Here is a 16,639-nt window from a genome sequence, read left to right on the forward strand (position 1 = left end):
AATATCTCTAACTTTTCTGATAAGCTCCATCTCTTGTATTTCATATTTCAAAGGTATAAATTGAAATTTAAAATATCACTCCGATCTTATTGGGGGCTAAATTAGAACGCCTGTCCGCTTTCAGCGGATTATGCAACTTATTTTGAAATCCACCGAATGCACCGTGAAGGGCATTCCATTAGCAAGATCAGTGAATTCTTAGTGCTCAACAGACGAACGGTATCCAAATACCTGTCGATGAGCGAAGCGGAGTATGAAGAATTCCTGATTAAACAAACCAATAGAGAGAAGAAACTACTTCCCTTTGAGGATTTTGTCAGGCAGCGTCTTGAAGAATTTAGAAACACCCCTGCAGCACAGATGCATGACTGGCTTAAGGAGAACTATCCCGATTTTCCTGTAGTATCCCAGAAGACAGTTTTTAATTTTGTATCCTGGGTCCGAAAGAAACACCAGTTACCCGCAGTTAAAACGGAGAGACAGTTCCAGCAGCTTCCGCTTATTATTATCTGGAAAGAGCAAAGGCTAATGCGCATTTGGTGGAAGACCCTGTATTAGTGTCAAAAGCTAAAATTCAGGAAGGTTTTATCTTACTATCAGCAGGTTTGTTCAAGGAAGCCATTGACACCCTGAATAGCATAGAACCTGAGGTTTTTGCTGAGAGAGAAAAATATCGTTATCATTATGTCACCGCCCGCTCCTATTATGATTTAGCGGATTATACAAAAGATCCGAAATTCAGTACAGATTATATTAGAAAAGGCAACTGGCATATTGAAAAAGCTTTAAAATACCCCGATCCCGATTCCTCGTTATATTGGGCAGCGGAAAGTCTTCGCAGGATGAAGCACCAGAACTGGAATGGAGCTAAATTTGCTTTTACCTACTGGATCAATAATTTTGACCTCACTCCGGAATTCAGAGGAGTTGCGACTTCAAGCTTAGGACATATATATTCGCAGACAGGTTTCACAGATCAGGCGATCCATTACCTTGCTTTAGCGGCGATAGCCGACGTAAAGAACGCAACGATGGAAAACGTAGCCTTACGAAATTTGGCCAACCAACTATACATAAAGGGAGACTTAGAAAAAGCGAACAAGTATATCCGAGCTGCAATGGAGGATGCTACTGTCTATAAAGCACGGCACCGGAAACTTGAGATCTCTTCCATCTTGCCCATCATTGAAGAAGCACAACAAATAAGGATAGAAGAACAAAATGATAAACTTGAAAGAATAGCCTTCATTCTGGGAGTTTTGGCCTTCGCAGTTATTACATTCCTTGTGATAATTTTCACACAGCTTAAGGCAAAGAACCAATCAAGAAAAGCGCTGGCAGAATCTAACATTAAGCTACAGGAGTTGAATTCAAATCTTCAGGAATCTGATACAGTTAAAGAGGAGTACATTCGTTATTTCCTCAGTGCCACCTCAGGCCTAATTAAGAAAATCGACCGGCTACAGAAAACCACCACACAAAAAATCTTGGCCAAAAAGTCGGAGGAAATTTTAAAAAATCTTAAGAAATACAGCGTCAAGAAAGAAAGAGAGAGCCTACATAGGGAATTTGATGAAGTTTTCTTGAAGCTCTTTCCTACATTTCGAGAGGATTTTAATAGTCTCTTTCCAGAAGGACAACAGCGGGAAATAAGAGCTGGCATCCTTCTAAACACGGAGATGCGGATTTTTGCCCTTTACCGGCTTGGGATCCAGGATGCAAACCAAATTGCCGATTTTCTGGATCTCACAGTAGCTACCATCTACAGTTATAAAACCCGTATTAGATCGAAATCAAATTACGGAAGTGATTTTGAGAAGAAGATAATGTCGATAAAATCTCTCTGAGGGAGATTAATTCTCTCTGATAAAATTCTAGTAAATCTTAGTATAGATTTCAAACAATCAGGAGTGGGCAACAGTTGGGGAGCAAAAACTCATGACAAATTACCCTGAAGACCAAAAATTTGATTCTTGAGGAGATAATTGGTTAATGGACTGTAATTCTGGGATAGCAGATATAACTTTTTTAATCAAGGTTTTTTGCCGGGCTGCCGTTGTCCAAATTTTTTTTCAAAACATATTGAATAGGATTTTATCCAATTATAATACTTTATTAACAAGAAATGCAATTTGAATTGGATTAGATGCATATTATTTACAAATTTGGGAGAGTTGGATAAGATTATATACTTACATTATCTTATAACCTTTTATCAGTATGAAAAGAAGCTGCTTTTTTATTTTCCTTTTGATTTCATTTCAGGGGGTCGCCCAAAAAAATGATTCACAATTAACTCATACCGATTCTTTGAGAGGCTCCTTAAATGCAGAAAGAGAATGGTGGGATGTTCAGAGGTATGACATTACTATAGAACCTAATTTTCATCAAAAGATGACTACCGGGAAAAATATTATTACCTATAAAATCGTACAAGAAAAACATTCACCTTATATGCAGATTGACCTGCAGGAGCCACTGCAAATTGACAGTATTATTTATAATGATAAACAGAAACTCACTTTCACAAGAGAGGGCAGTGCCTGGCATGTAAAAACAGGAAATCAGCGGCTAAATTCTGTAAATAAAATTACTGTTTTTTATCACGGAAAACCCCGTGAAGCGGTTCGTGCACCTTGGGATGGAGGATGGACCTTCACCAAAGATTCGCTGAGCAGGCCTTGGATGACGGTTACCTGCCAGGGTTTGGGAGCTTCTGTTTGGTACCCCAACAAAGACCATCAAAGCGATGAACCGGATAAAGGAGCTTCCCTTACTATGATTGTTCCCAATGATCTTGTGGCTGTAGCGAACGGAAGACTTATTGAAAAGAAGAAAGCTTTAAATGAAAAGCTTTCCTACAAATGGGAAGTGGAAAACTCTATCAATAATTATAATATCATACCTTATATTGGACATTACGTTAATTTTAAAGGAAATTATTTAGGCTTGAAAGGAAATCTGGATCTTGATTATTGGGTGCTGGATTACAATGAAAATAAAGCCAAAGATTATTTGCCAAAGGAAGTGCACAATATGCTTGATAGTTTTGAATACTGGTTTGGGCCTTACCCTTTTTATGAAGATGGTTATAAAATAATAGAAACTGAACACACCGGTATGGAACATCAGTCAGCCATAGCTTATGGGAACCATTATAAGCCTGGCTATAGAGGAAGGGACGGTTCGGGAACAGGATGGGGAATGAAATGGGATTTTATCGTAATCCATGAAAGTGGACATGAATGGTTTGGTAACAATATTACGACGAATGACCTTGCCGATATGTACATCCATGAAAGCTTTACCAATTATAGTGAGACCCTTTTTGTAGATTCCATGTTTGGAGAAGAAGCTGCAAACGAATATAATTATGGAATCAGGCAGGGTATTCGAAACGATAAGCCTATTATTCCAGCTTATGGAGTGAACGGACAGGGTAGCGGAGATATGTATCCCAAGGGTGGTAATATGTTACACAGCATAAGGCACAGCATCAATAACGATCAGCTATTCAGGAATATATTGGCAGGATTAAATCAATCATTCTATCACGAAACTGTTGATGGCAGCCAGATTCAGGCTTACATTTCAGAAAAAGCCGGTTATGACTACTCAAAGGTTTTTGAACAATATTTGACAACGACTCAGATTCCGCAATTAAACCTTTTTAAAGATATTGAAAACAATCAAGTGTATTACAAATGGTCTAACAGTATCAAAGGATTCAACCTGCCTATATCCCTAAAGAATAATAATGCTGACATCAGGATTGTTCCAAACCTGGAATGGCAGCAGGTCACAGTAAGTCCTGATGAAAAGGAGTTATTCACTCCGGAAGCTATAGAGAAAATGTATTATGTGGAGGTGAAGGAAGTGAAATCGCTCGAATTATAAAAATTAAGAAATTCATGTTTTCAAAAGACACTTATGTTGCCCGTAGGCGGAATTTAAAGAACAATGTAAAACAAGGAGTTTTGCTTTTTCCTGGAAATGGGGAGAGTAGTATGAACTATAAAGATAACTGGTATCCCTTCCGGCAGGACAGTAGCTTTCTATATTACACCGGAATAAACAACATTGCGAATATTTATTTTCTAATAGATATTGATAACAACCGGGAGATCCTGTTTGGAGATGATCCTACCCCTGAAGAAATGGTTTGGACTGGTGCCGTTGAGCCCCTTGCGGTTTTTGCTGAAAAATCAGGAATATCAACTGTTAAGTCAATCAGGGACCTTCCATCTTTTCTGAAGGATCAAAAACAAAAAGGAAGGAATGTTCATTACCTTCCACCTTACAGGTCAGAAATTACAGTTGAGTTAAGTACTTTTCTGGATATTCCGGTGCAGGAGGTGCATAATAAAAAGTCGGAAACTTTTATAAAGGCAGTGGTAAACCAACGTTCTGTAAAGTCTTCCGAAGAGATAAAGGAGCTGCATAAAGCCGTAAATATAACCGCAGAAATGCATAAATATGCTATTATAAATGCTGTGCCTGGCAAAACAGAGAAAGAAATTGCCGGAGACCTCCAGGCTATAGCAATAGGCGGTGGTGGTAATATTTCATTCCCCATTATTCTAACAAAAAACGGTCAGTATCTCCACAACCATGCTACAAATGCAGTGATTGAAGAAGGTGATATCATCCTTTGTGATTGCGGGGCTGAAACTGCAATGAATTATGCTGGTGATATGACACGAACTTTTCCTGCCGGGAGAGCTTTTTCGCCTTTGCAGAAGGAGATTTATAATATTGTATTGAGTGCACATAATACAGCCATAGAAGCACTCAAACCCGGGGTGTTCTTTAAAGATGTACATCTTTTGGCTAGTACAAAACTTGCGGAGGGGCTTAAAGAAATAGGATTAATGAAAGGTGATATTAAGGAAGCTGTTGCTGCCGGTGCTCATTCCCTTTTCTTTCAATGTGGATTGGGCCACCAGATGGGAATGGATGTACACGATATGGAAAACTTAGGAGAGCAATATGTCGGATACACTGAAGATTTGAAGAAAAGCACTGAATTCGGGCTTAAATCTCTAAGGCTTGGTAAGTCATTGGAATCAGGGTACGTCCTTACGGTGGAACCTGGGTTGTATTTTAATCCCTTTTTGATCGACTCATGGAAGGAGCAAAATAAATATACGGATTTTGTGAATTATGATGAGATAGAAAAATTTAGGGATTTCGGCGGAATTCGTGTGGAAGAGGATTTTATAATTACAGAAACCGGAAGTCAGCTCTTGGGAGATCCTCTGGCAAAAACTCCTGAAGATATTGAGAATCTTAAACATTAATTAATTCCATAAAAACGTGAAAAGACCTTTTTTCCTACTTGCCCTATTTTATTTTGTCACAGGAGTAGTTCCTGCGCAACATGTTGAAGATTCTTTGCTTACAATTGATCGCATTTATAACTCGGCTGAGTTTCGGAGTGAAAATCAGCGGCCAATATTCTGGATTGAAGAAGGAGATGCTTTTGTGACCATAGAAAGTACAAAAGAAGGAGAAGATCAACTTATAAAATATTCCAGCAAGAACAATAAAAAAAGTTTGTACCTATCAGCAGCAGAAATCACGCCGGAAGGGGAAACCACAGGATTGAAAATAGAAGATTTTAGACTTTCTCCTGATGAATCAAAGTTGCTGATATTCACCAATACCAGCAGGGTGTGGAGATCCAATACTAAAGGAGACTATTGGGTTTATGATTTTGAGACCGGCAGGTTACAGCAAATAGGAAAACCTTTCTCTTCGTCTTCTTTGATGTTTGCGAAATTTTCTAATGACAATGCTTTTGTGGCTTATGTGCAAGATTTCAATATTTACAAAGAAAATTTTTCTACAGGAGAGGTTACCCAACTAACAGCCGATGGTACCGGAGATATTATCAATGGAACTTTTGACTGGGTATACGAAGAGGAATTCGGTATGCGCGACGGCTTTACCTGGAGTCCTGATGCTGAAGAAATCGCTTTCTGGCAATTGGATGCTTCAGAAATAGGTACTTTTTATATGATCAATAATACCGATTCTACCTATGCAAAGCTTATTCCGCTTCAATATCCTAAGGCTGGTGAAAATCCTTCTTCGGCTAAAGTGGGAGTGGTCAATGTGAATTCCAGAGAAATTACATGGATCCCTGTTCCCGGTGATGCCGTACAACATTATTTGCCAGGAATGCAATGGGTGAATGATGACCTTTTGCTCATTCAGCAGCTCAACCGAAAGCAAAATGAGCTGAATATTTACACCTACAAACCCTCTTCAAAAACCTTTAAAAAGATTTATACTGAAAATGAAGAGACCTGGGTAGACCTACGGTACCCTGATATTTCCTCTAAGCAATGGGGGAACAATGATTTTTTACTTACTGATAAAAATCTGGCATTTCTAAGAATGACTGAAAATGACGGTTGGCGTCACATTTATAAGGTTAATATCGAAGATGGAAGCAAGACGTTGCTAACTCCGGGAGAATATGATGTTGCCACTTATTATGCCCTTTCCGAAAAAGCGATTTATTTTAGTGCCTCTCCCGATAATCCTGCCCAACGTTATTTATATAGTGCCTCGCTAAACGGAAAAGGGAAAGTACAGCGATTGACACCAGAATATTTTGACGGTGTTAATACCTACAATATTTCACCTAACGGAAAGTATGCTATCCACACTCATACGAATGTTGATAAACCTCATACCGTTGAGCTTATTAGTCTGCCGCAGCACAAAACCATTAGTAAGCTCTTAAAAAATAAAAAGTTGAAGAATAAGCTGAAGACCCTTCAGTTGCCTGTGGTAGAATTTTTCCAGATAACCACTTCAGAAGGAGTGGAAGTAGAGGGAAGAATGACAAAGCCGGCAGATTTTGATCCTTCAAAAAAGTATCCTGTAATTTTTCACGTGTACGGCGAACCTTGGGGGCAAATGGCAACCGATACCTGGATAGGCTTGTATGATATTTTTCTTGCTCAGCAGGGGTTCATAATTATAAATATGGATAACAGAGGTACTCCTTCTTTAAAAGGGAGCGACTGGCGAAAAAGTATTTACCGGAAAGTAGGAGTTTTAAATACCCGCGACCAAGCTCTGGCTGCGAAGGAAGTTTTAAAATGGGGTTTTATAGATAATAAAAAAGTTTCCGTATGGGGTTGGAGCGGTGGAGGTTCTATGACCTTAAACCTGATGTTTCGTTATCCCGAAATATACAATACAGGAATTGCAGTGGCAGCAGTAGCCAATCAGTTATTTTATGACAATATTTACCAGGAACGCTATATGGGTTTGCCGGAAGAGAACCTTCAGGATTTTGTAGAAGGATCTCCTGCCACATATGCAAAAAATCTGGAGGGTAACTTACTGATCATTCACGGCACGGGAGATGACAATGTACACTACCAGAATATGGAATACCTAGTGAATGAGTTAATTCGTCACAATAAGCAATTCCAGATGATGTCTTACCCTAACCGTTCCCATGGGATTTATGAGGGAAAAAATACTCAACGGCATTTGTATGCTTTGATGACAAGTTTTCTTTTAGAGTATAATAAATGATCCGGGTTTAATTGTGCCATTCTTCTTTAGTATTATCGGAATACAAATAAAAGTTGCGTTCAAAACTGGAATTGAACAGCAAATAGTGAATACCTTTTAAGGTTAGCCACCTGGATGGGAAATTGCTTATAGAAAGGTGCAATGAATCTTCATCTGATCAAAGTTTTCTTCCTAAAATAATTTATAATTTGGAGCCGATGCTTATATCAAAAAAAATCGGCTTGGGTTTTGCCCGAGCCGATGATGGCTATTCAAATATTAAACAATCAACACTAAATTTTTATTGAAATAAGCTAGCCGTATACTTATTTTTCTGCTGAGATGGCTAATAATTCCTCAAGGTATTTCCCCCAAATGGTAGGATTAGAATGAGTTCCGTGGCCGCTGGTTTTTTCTGTTATAGGAAGCAGTACAAATTTTGCATTTTCAATTTTTTGGATTTCTTTTTCCATTAAACCTAATTCTGGAGGATTAACTTGATCATCAGCAGAATTAACAGCAATTACGGGGGCTTTTATTTTAGATAGATGAGGCGCGGGATTGTAATTACGTGATGATTCAAAGGCGTAGATCATATCATTGGCATCCATTATTGATAAATACCTCTTAAGAAGGTTGTTCAGCATTTCTTCCGATTCTTCTCTTGTAGGGGCACGTTTTTGCCATTGGAGAGGGCTGCTCACCATAAACATTAGTTGCCCTATAGCTCCTGATAAACCAACTTTTGGCTGCTCCTGATAATTGCCATTTTGCCATTCAGGATCCATTTTGATCAATTTAACTATCATTGCCCGTTGCATCCTATTTCTTCCCGCTATTTCTACCGGTAAACTTGCCAAGGGCATAATAGCATCCATAAAATCTGGATATGTATATCCCCATACCCAGGACTGCATACCGCCCATAGAAGTACCAGTAACCAAACGTAAATGATCTATTTTTAAATGCTCTGTCAATAATTTATAGTTGGCACGGACCATATCATCATAAGTATACTTTGGAAAGTCCATGCGCAAACCATCACTTGGTTTGCTAGATTGTCCATGGCCAATGTCATCTGTCAGGATTATGAAATATTTGTTTGCGTCCAAAGTCTGGCCCGGACCGAACAGGTTTCCCGCGTATCTTGAACTCAAAAATTGCTGCCCCGTTCCGGTTGTGCCGTGCTTGATCAAAACGGCATTATTTACTTTTCCATCTTTACCTTTAATGGGTTTTCCCAGGGTTGTATAATGAAGATTTAAATTCTTCAATTTTTCACCGCTTTCAAATTCAAATCCATCAATAACATAATTACCTTCCACAGGAGTTGGATAATCTTGCCCAACCAAACTAAAGCTTCCTAGAAATAGAAATAATGATAGTAGAAAATTATTCATAATTGCTAATTTTTGTTTATTATTAAATTAATATCCGGCCGCATGGCCGTCTTTTCTTGATTCAGAGGCTCCAAAATAAACGCCTCTTTCAGCATCATATAGAATGGCTTGATAACCCCCATAGTAACCACCAAAGCCAACTTTATGTCCTAGGGCCATTAATTTTAGAGTTTCTTCAAAATCAAAACCACTTTCAACTAAAATTTCTCCTTTACCCTCGGAAAGTTCTCCCGTTACCGAAGAGGAGCCAACGTGCTCATATCTGGGCGCGTCCCCTGCTTCCTGCAGACCCATTCCAAAATCAATAAGATTCATAATAATTTGAACATGTCCCTGAGGCTGAAAATCACCACCCATCACTCCGAAACTTAGGTACGGCGCATTATTCTTAGTCACAAAGCCTGGAATTATGGTATGAAAAGGTCGCTTTCCAGGAGCATAGGAATTTGGCTTCCCTTCCTCCAAATCGAACAATTCTCCTCTGTTTTGTAACATGAAACCCAGTTCTGGCGGTACCATTCCCGAACCCATTCCTCTATAATTACTTTGGATCAGAGATATCATATTTCCGTCTTTATCCGCCACCGTAAGATACACTGTACCGGTATGGTCGACCTTTCCTGCTTTAAATTCTCCTGCCCGTTCTAAATTGATTAACTCTCTTCTTTTCTCTGAATAATCTTTTGATAAAAGCTGTTCTACGGGTACCTCAACAAATTCTGGATCTGCATAATATTCTGCCCTGTCTTCATAGACTAATTTTTTAGCCTCATTTACTATGTGTAAATGCTGCGCACTCCCAAAGGAAATCTCATCGAAACTGAAACCTTCTATAATGTTTAGCATTTGAAGTGCGGCCAAACCCTGCCCATTTGGCGGCAGCTCCCAAATGTCATATCCCCTGTAATTGGTTGAAATTGGATCAACCCAAGTTGAGGTATGGCTTTCCAGATCTTCCACAGATAAAAACCCTCCCTGCTCTTTTATAAAGTCTGTAATTGTGACCGCGATTTCCCCTTTATAAAAAGAGTCTCTTCCTTCTTCGGCTAATTTTCTATATGTGGATGCTAGAAAGGGGTTCTTAAAAAGATCTCCTTTATCCGGAACTTTTCCATTGTTGGTATAAGTTTCTTCCACATTTGGAAATTGCCTCATATAACGGTTTACAGATCCTTTTAAATAATAAGCGATTAGTTCTGTAACCGGGAATCCTTCTTCAGCATATTTTATAGTAGGAGCGAGGATTTTCGTCATAGGTAATTTGCCAAACTTGCTGTGTAATTCGAACCAACCATCAACACAACCAGGAACAGAAACCGGAAGTGGGCCTGTTGAAGGAATGCTTTTCAAATTTTTGTCCTTAAAATGTTCTATAGTTAACGATTGGGGGGACCTTCCACTGGCGTTAATGCCGTGGAGCTTTTTAGATTCTGAATCCCAAACAATAGCAAAAAGATCACCACCTATTCCACCCCCGGTTGGTTCCATTAGTCCTAAAGCAGCATTAACTGCAATGGCTGCATCTACTGCTGTCCCTCCTTGTTGTAAAATATCCACCCCTATTTGGGTTGCCAAAGGATGGCTAGAAGCGACCATTCCATTACTTGCGATCACCTCTGACCGGGTAGCGAAATTTCTTCCTGTCAGTCGGTCTTGGGCAAAAGCTGTAAATTGGATTATCAAAAACAGTACTACTAGATACTTATTCATTCGGTTTCGATTGATATAATGTTATTTTTTTTAAAATACATCCCAAAACAACTTAGTTTCTGTCTCATCTCCTCCTATATTCGAAGCCGCTGCACTATAATTGTCATTATTCAGTTGTTGCTCATTTCCAGGATATCTTAATCGGTTAGGATAACCGGAAACCGCTGCAACAGGTAGTTCCAGTTGTGGATGATCTAATCTTCTTATCTCTACCCAGGCCATAAAAGGACGGTTGTATAAAGCAACCCATTTTTGTACGCCTATTTTTTCTCTCCAGTCATCGGAAGCAGTGTTATAATCTACTTCAGGTTGATTCAAATACTCCTCAGCTTCTTCTTGAGTACCTCCCCAATATTGAATTGAAGCTGTTACCGCATTGTTGTAATGTTCTTCTGCAGTTCCAGGAATATCGAAACCTCTTTCCAAAGCTTCAGCACGAAGAAATTCCACCTCAGCATAATCAATAAGAACATGTGGAGCGTCTGGAGCTGCCACTCTTTCGCTTGGTTTGGACATATTCCCATAGTTATTTTGTTGGCCAAGCACGCCTCCTGCATACTCACCCTGTTCATTTACCCCAAAGAACCCTGGTAAACGCGGATCATCTAAATCTGTTAACTGGCTCATTAAAGCTTCGGAAGCAATGAAATCAGTTCTGCCGGCTAAAACTAATTGATCGTATAATGGATTGTTATTTGGAGTCGAACTGTAGTATTGAATGAAAGCATTATCCTCTGGAGAGGAAATTGCTTCTGGATTTGCTTCCAAGAAAGCAGTTTGAGCTGTATTTTCATCAACATCAGCAATGGTCATTGCCATTCTCAGCTTTAGTGAATTCGCAAAATTAACCCAGTGAGAAACATTTCCCTGATAAATGATATCTTCTGATGAAGAAAACCCCGGAGAGGAGGGATCTAGGTTATTGATATCTTCTGTCAGCCTTTCCAGTAGGTCATAATAAATCGTCTGAGCATCATCATATACCGGAAATAAAGTTTCATCATTCAATGCTTCTGAATAAGGAATGTCACCATATGTAGTTAAAAGAGTGTAATATGCATAAACCTGCATTATATCGGCCATTGCCGTCTGATTCATTTGTTGCCCCGGAGATAAGGTAGCATCTTCCGAAATAATGGATTTAGCCTCTTCCAAATCTGTTAAAACATCTTTGTACAGCATTTCCCACCAATTCTCGTGGATAGCCCTAGTGATATAATCAAAATTCGTCTCCTGCTGGATGACAGCTTGAGCCCAATGACTGACAAAATGCCTATAAATGTTCATGTTTATACTGGCAGTAGCTAAACCATCAGACAAGGTTTTAATTGCGTTAGAAAATAAAGGTCCCTGAGGTACAGTTGCAGCTCTTTTCGTTTCTTCATTCAGATCAGTAATATCGCTTGTACAGCCTAAAAAGAGGATGATCGGAATAATTAAAATAATCTTTTTCATAATGGTCATCTTATAATTTTATATTTAGGTTTAAACCAAGGGTTCTTGTAGTGGGTAACGATCCGCTTTGGTAGCCTTGCACATTTCCGGAAGAGAGATTTTCTTCAGGATCAGCATAAGGTACGTTTTTGTGAATGATCCATAAGTTCCTGCCAATAACTGACAGTTCAAGGTCTTGTACGTTCGAAGGAACTAAACTTTCTGGGAATGAGAACGACAAAGATAATTCCCTTAACTTGACATAACTCGCATCATAAACAAATTCCGATTGAGGTTCGAAAGCACTGTTATTAGATGTTATCGTAACTCTTTGGGTATTCGGAGTACCGTCTGCAGTAACTCCAGGTAATATCCTTCCGCCTCCATCTTCGACGGCATCTCGTACAGGATTTCCAAGGTCATTTGTGCCAGCTGTCCTCGGTAGAAGACCAGCCATAGATCCATAGAGCATATCAAGTGAAAAAACATCTCCTCCTTTTTTTACGTCTACTAGAAAACTCAAGGACAAATTTTTATACCTAAATGAATTATGAATTCCTCCGATCCAATCCGGATTTACATTACCAATTACATTTGAAGTTGTATTAGTAATCGCATAAAGTCCATTATCATTTATTAATCTCTGCCCTTCAATAGTTTCATAGGTAGCACCCTGGAGTTCACCATACGGTCTTCCGACAGAAGCATTCAGACTAACTCCACCCTGAAATGAAGCTAATTGTAAATTACTACTATTTTCATATAAGGAAAGTACTTTATTTCTATTTCGAGTAAAATTTACGTTCACGTTCCAAGAAAATTCCGTATTCCTTATTGGAGCCCCATAAAAGGACAACTCAATACCCTTGTTCTCAATTTCACCAGCATTTAAAAATCTACTGGTATATCCTGTCGCGGAAGACACTGCAACGGGCATTATTTGATCCACTGTATTCGTATGATAATAGGATGCATCAAATCCAAACCTGTTTTTGAAGAATGCCATTTCTAATCCCACCTCTTTACTGATGGTAGTCTCCGGTTTTAAAGCAGCATTATTTTTGGTATCTGGCAAAGAGAATAAAAGAGTCTCACCAAAAGGGTCGGGTTTGGAATATATATCTTGTAGACTTCCCCAGGGAGCATCATTCCCCACAGTGGCATAATTAGCTCGGAACTTTCCAGAGGATAACCATTCAAAATCGGCTAAATGATGAGAAAAAAGCCAGCTTCCTGATAAAGCATAATAATTATAGGCATTGTCATTTGAAGGAAGTGTTGAGGAGACATCTCTCCTTAAGGTTCCATCTAAAGTTAGGTAATCTTTATATGTTAAAGTCAATCCACCAAAATAACCATTGACTGCCCTTGGCCGAAAGGTTTCTATGGGTGCAGGTATGGTGCCTAAGGAATTTGAAATCGCGTACAGATTGGGAATAACCAGTCCTCCTGTTGTAGAGGAAGAAACTGAAGAAATCGTGTTTCTTCGGAGGTTGATTCCTGCAAGTGCATTCAGAGCAAGATCTTCTGTCAAATCTCGCTCTGCAGTTGCTAGTAAGTCATAATTTGTTTCATTATAATTTCTGTCAAACCGGGAGTAAGAAGGAATACCAGAACTTCCTACTGCCCGTCTTTCCTGTTGACTTTCATCATATTGATCCACAGAGATTCTAGCTAAAAATTCAAGCCAGTTAGTTGGATTATAGACGAGGGAGGCATTTCCAAAAACCCGGTTTCTGGTATCATCCTGATAGTTTTCGTATACAGTCCAATACGTGTTGTTGTAAAAAGCTGGTCGGAGACCTTCAGGCCTTGTAGGGTCAGACCAATTCCAGGTTATGTTTCTGCCAGTCCTAAAATATGCATCTTTTTGCCTCTGAATATCTACGTTCGTCTGATTAAAATGACGGAAAACACTATTTATGTTACGACCACCGTCATAACCTGTTGCGGCTCTGCCTCGGCCTTCAATTTGAGAATAATTTACCATTGCGCTAGCAGTCAAGGTATTGGTTATATTATAACTTGTATGGAGATTGAAGATATCTTTCAACACTCTGCTGTTTGGTAGCGTTCCTCTTTCATCATTTCTGGTATATCCGAATTTAACAGAACCTTCTTCACCAACCATTCCATCAATTATTATACTATTATTCGTAGATACTGAAGTTTCATAAAAAGTCTCAGGTCCGTTTTCCGGTGCTACCCATGGCCTTGATTGTAAATAATTGGGTGAACTTGGGTCAAAAGCATCCCAATGGTAGACCATAAGATTAGGATCATAACGAGGACCCCATGATCTAGGCGCAAAAGTTGGTACTACAAGATCATTTCCTCCATCTCCATTGACATCAAAGTAAAGAAATCCATCTCTGTCCTGTGGATCAGAACGACCGGCACCATATTCTTGCTGATATTCTACAAAGGTTGATTTATCAATCTGGCCTACAATCACAGCGGAATTTATAGAAATATTTAAACCCCTACTGGCTTTTTTCGTAGTAATCATCACAACTCCATTTGCAGCTCTTGATCCATAAAGAGCACTTGCTGCTGCTCCCTTTAGTACGTTAATGGATTCAATATCATCAGGATTTATATCTGCAGCAGCATTACCATAATCATAGCCTCCCCCTCCTGTCTGTTGGGATGCAGAATTTGTGTTTGAATTGTCAAGAGGCACACCATCTACGACAAACAGAGCTTGGTTATTTCCTGTTAAAGAACTTGCACCTCGAATAACTACATTCACAGAACCACCTACGGCATTCCCTTGTGTAATCTGAAGTCCTGATATTTTACCAGAAAGACCACTAGCTACATTACCGACCCTGGTCTCATTCACGTCCTCTCCGCTTATTTGTTGAGCAGCATAGGGTAGGTTGTTTTTTTCTCGTTGAATCCCGAAGGCTGTTACCACCACGGCCTCTAATTCTGTCGCATCAGGTGCAAGAGTTACATCAACAACGGGATCGTCAGTCACAGGTAATTCTGCAGTTTGTAAACCAACAAAGGAAAACACTAAAACCTGTCCTTTACCGGCCTCAATGGAATAATTCCCATCAAAATCAGTTTGGACTCCGTTAGAGGTTCCTTTTACCACAACATTAACACCAGGTAAAGGTACACCTGAATCATCTGTAACAGTACCTGTTACTGTCATTTCCTGAGCATAAATGGTTGAAATTTGAAATAATCCAAAAACAACCAGGAGTAATAGTTTCTTCTTCATATTATGATTTTGTTAAAAAATTCAAAATAATTTATACCAAATTAGAGGATAGTCACAAAAAATAGATAACATTTTATTAACTTAAAGTTATACTATCTTAACCGAAATAAAGATTTTACTAAAAATTTTTAGGTATATTGTAGGTGTATTCTTCGATATAGTGGGGATGATTGGTAGCTTCAGTCTTTTCTTTGACAGGTAATTTGAGAAAATATTGTTAACTGATATTTTCCTATAAGAAGATATTTTTATTAAACAGCCAATTTGAGATAAATTTTATTTGGCTAAGACAGATGAAAGTGGAGATTCACAGGTGAAAAAACAGCAAAACAATTAGGCTTAAACAGAGTCGGTTTTTTGAAATTGCAAACGATATTTAGAAGGAGTCATATTTTTTAAAGCTTTGAATTTTCTATTGAAGTTGGCTATATTTTGGAAACCACAGAGCTCTGATATCAAAGCAACAGAAAGTTCTTTATTTTTATACAATAATTTGCACGCATTTTCAATCCGCAATTCAATAAGAAATTGAAAAAAAGTTTTATTAGTGCGCTTTTTGAAATAACGGCAAAAAGCATTTTTACTCATGTTCGCTGTTGCAGCAATTTCATCCAAAGATATGGGTTCATTAAACCTATCCATGACGTATTGAAAAACTTCATTCATCCTTTTCCCTTCAGCATCTGTATATTTTTTATTATAAACAAAAGAGGATAATCGCTCTTTTTCTGAAGAAAGAATTAAATTTAAAATTATGAGAAGAGAGGCAATACGTTCAATTCCATTTATGTTCCTCAATCTTTCAAATTGAAAAATAATTTTGGTTTGGTTGGAAGTAATTTTCATCCCATATATGGAATTTTTGAAAAAGGTATCCAGTTCTATAAGATCATTTATTTTAAAAAAACCTTTTCCAAAAGAATTCCTGGTAAAAAACAGTGTATACATAATGGATTTTGATGAGGCATTCGCATCACTCCTAAATACATGCGGGATGTTTTCGCCAATTACCAAAATGTCATTCTTTTTGTAATAGTTAATACTGTCTCCAACGATTAAAGAACCTGATCCAGCAGCTATGTAGCTTATTTGGATTTCTTCGTGTTGATGTAGTTGATCATAGAATACGATTTCGTGATCCTCTTGATAAACGAGTGCTCCGTCTTCTGGTTTGGGAATCTTAAAAGGTAAAACTTTCAATTTCTAATGTTTTTGTAAAAATTACCTGGTATAAATACTAATTACTATTTATACCAGGTAATATAATATAAGTTTTCGATAATAAATACAAATCCTGCTTATTTTATAAAATATAAATTTGGAA

At 38.4% G+C, this 16,639-nt stretch carries 10 protein-coding genes; 5 read left to right on the forward strand and 5 right to left on the reverse strand.

Translation table 11 applies throughout. From position 1 onward, the window contains the following. Positions 1-156 precede the first annotated feature (156 nt). The 5 genes from IE056_RS15120 to IE056_RS15140 all read left to right on the forward strand — a co-directional run bounded on the left by IE056_RS15120 (position 157) and on the right by IE056_RS15140 (position 7,560). Entirely contained in the window at positions 157-558 is a 402-nt protein-coding gene (locus IE056_RS15120; protein ID WP_189605566.1) for a hypothetical protein, read from the forward strand. Beyond that, the gene (locus IE056_RS15125) at positions 540-1,847 is read left to right on the forward strand and encodes a SusR-related protein (protein WP_505973599.1); all 1,308 of its coding nucleotides are present in this window, start codon (positions 540-542) and stop codon (positions 1,845-1,847) included. Before IE056_RS15120 ends, IE056_RS15125 begins: the two co-directional genes overlap by 19 nt. Positions 1,848-2,220: 373 nt before the next feature. Continuing rightward, the gene (locus IE056_RS15130; RefSeq protein ID WP_189605568.1) at positions 2,221-3,897 is read left to right on the forward strand and encodes a M1 family metallopeptidase; all 1,677 of its coding nucleotides are present in this window, start codon (positions 2,221-2,223) and stop codon (positions 3,895-3,897) included. Positions 3,898-3,911: 14 nt separating this feature from the next. Beyond that, entirely contained in the window at positions 3,912-5,300 is a 1,389-nt protein-coding gene (locus tag IE056_RS15135) for an aminopeptidase P family protein (protein WP_189605569.1), read from the forward strand. Positions 5,301-5,316: 16 nt separating this feature from the next. Then, on the forward strand, positions 5,317-7,560 hold the full coding sequence (locus tag IE056_RS15140) for a S9 family peptidase (RefSeq protein WP_189605570.1): 2,244 nt from the start codon (positions 5,317-5,319) through the stop codon (positions 7,558-7,560). 305 nt (positions 7,561-7,865) lie between these two features. On the opposite strand, the gene IE056_RS15145 is transcribed toward IE056_RS15140, so the two are convergent. The 5 genes from IE056_RS15145 to IE056_RS15165 form a co-directional block, all read right to left on the reverse strand. Beyond that, on the reverse strand, positions 7,866-8,939 hold the full coding sequence (locus IE056_RS15145) for an alpha/beta fold hydrolase (RefSeq protein WP_189605571.1): 1,074 nt from the start codon (positions 8,937-8,939) through the stop codon (positions 7,866-7,868). Between the two features lie 27 nt (positions 8,940-8,966). After that, positions 8,967-10,649, reverse strand: a complete 1,683-nt coding sequence (ggt, locus tag IE056_RS15150; protein WP_189605572.1) for a gamma-glutamyltransferase — start codon at positions 10,647-10,649, stop codon at positions 8,967-8,969. 30 nt (positions 10,650-10,679) lie between these two features. Continuing rightward, entirely contained in the window at positions 10,680-12,104 is a 1,425-nt protein-coding gene (locus IE056_RS15155; RefSeq protein WP_189605573.1) for a SusD/RagB family nutrient-binding outer membrane lipoprotein, read from the reverse strand. A gap of 10 nt (positions 12,105-12,114) precedes the next feature. Continuing rightward, positions 12,115-15,315: a SusC/RagA family TonB-linked outer membrane protein gene (locus IE056_RS15160; protein WP_189605574.1), complete on the reverse strand. Its 3,201-nt coding sequence runs from the start codon at positions 15,313-15,315 to the stop codon at positions 12,115-12,117. A 339-nt stretch (positions 15,316-15,654) separates the two neighbouring features. Then, the gene (locus IE056_RS15165; protein ID WP_189605575.1) at positions 15,655-16,515 is read right to left on the reverse strand and encodes an AraC family transcriptional regulator; all 861 of its coding nucleotides are present in this window, start codon (positions 16,513-16,515) and stop codon (positions 15,655-15,657) included. Between the last annotated feature and the right edge of the window lie 124 nt (positions 16,516-16,639).

Source organism: Salinimicrobium marinum (assembly GCF_014651535.1).
GTDB classification, from domain to species: domain Bacteria; phylum Bacteroidota; class Bacteroidia; order Flavobacteriales; family Flavobacteriaceae; genus Salinimicrobium; species Salinimicrobium marinum.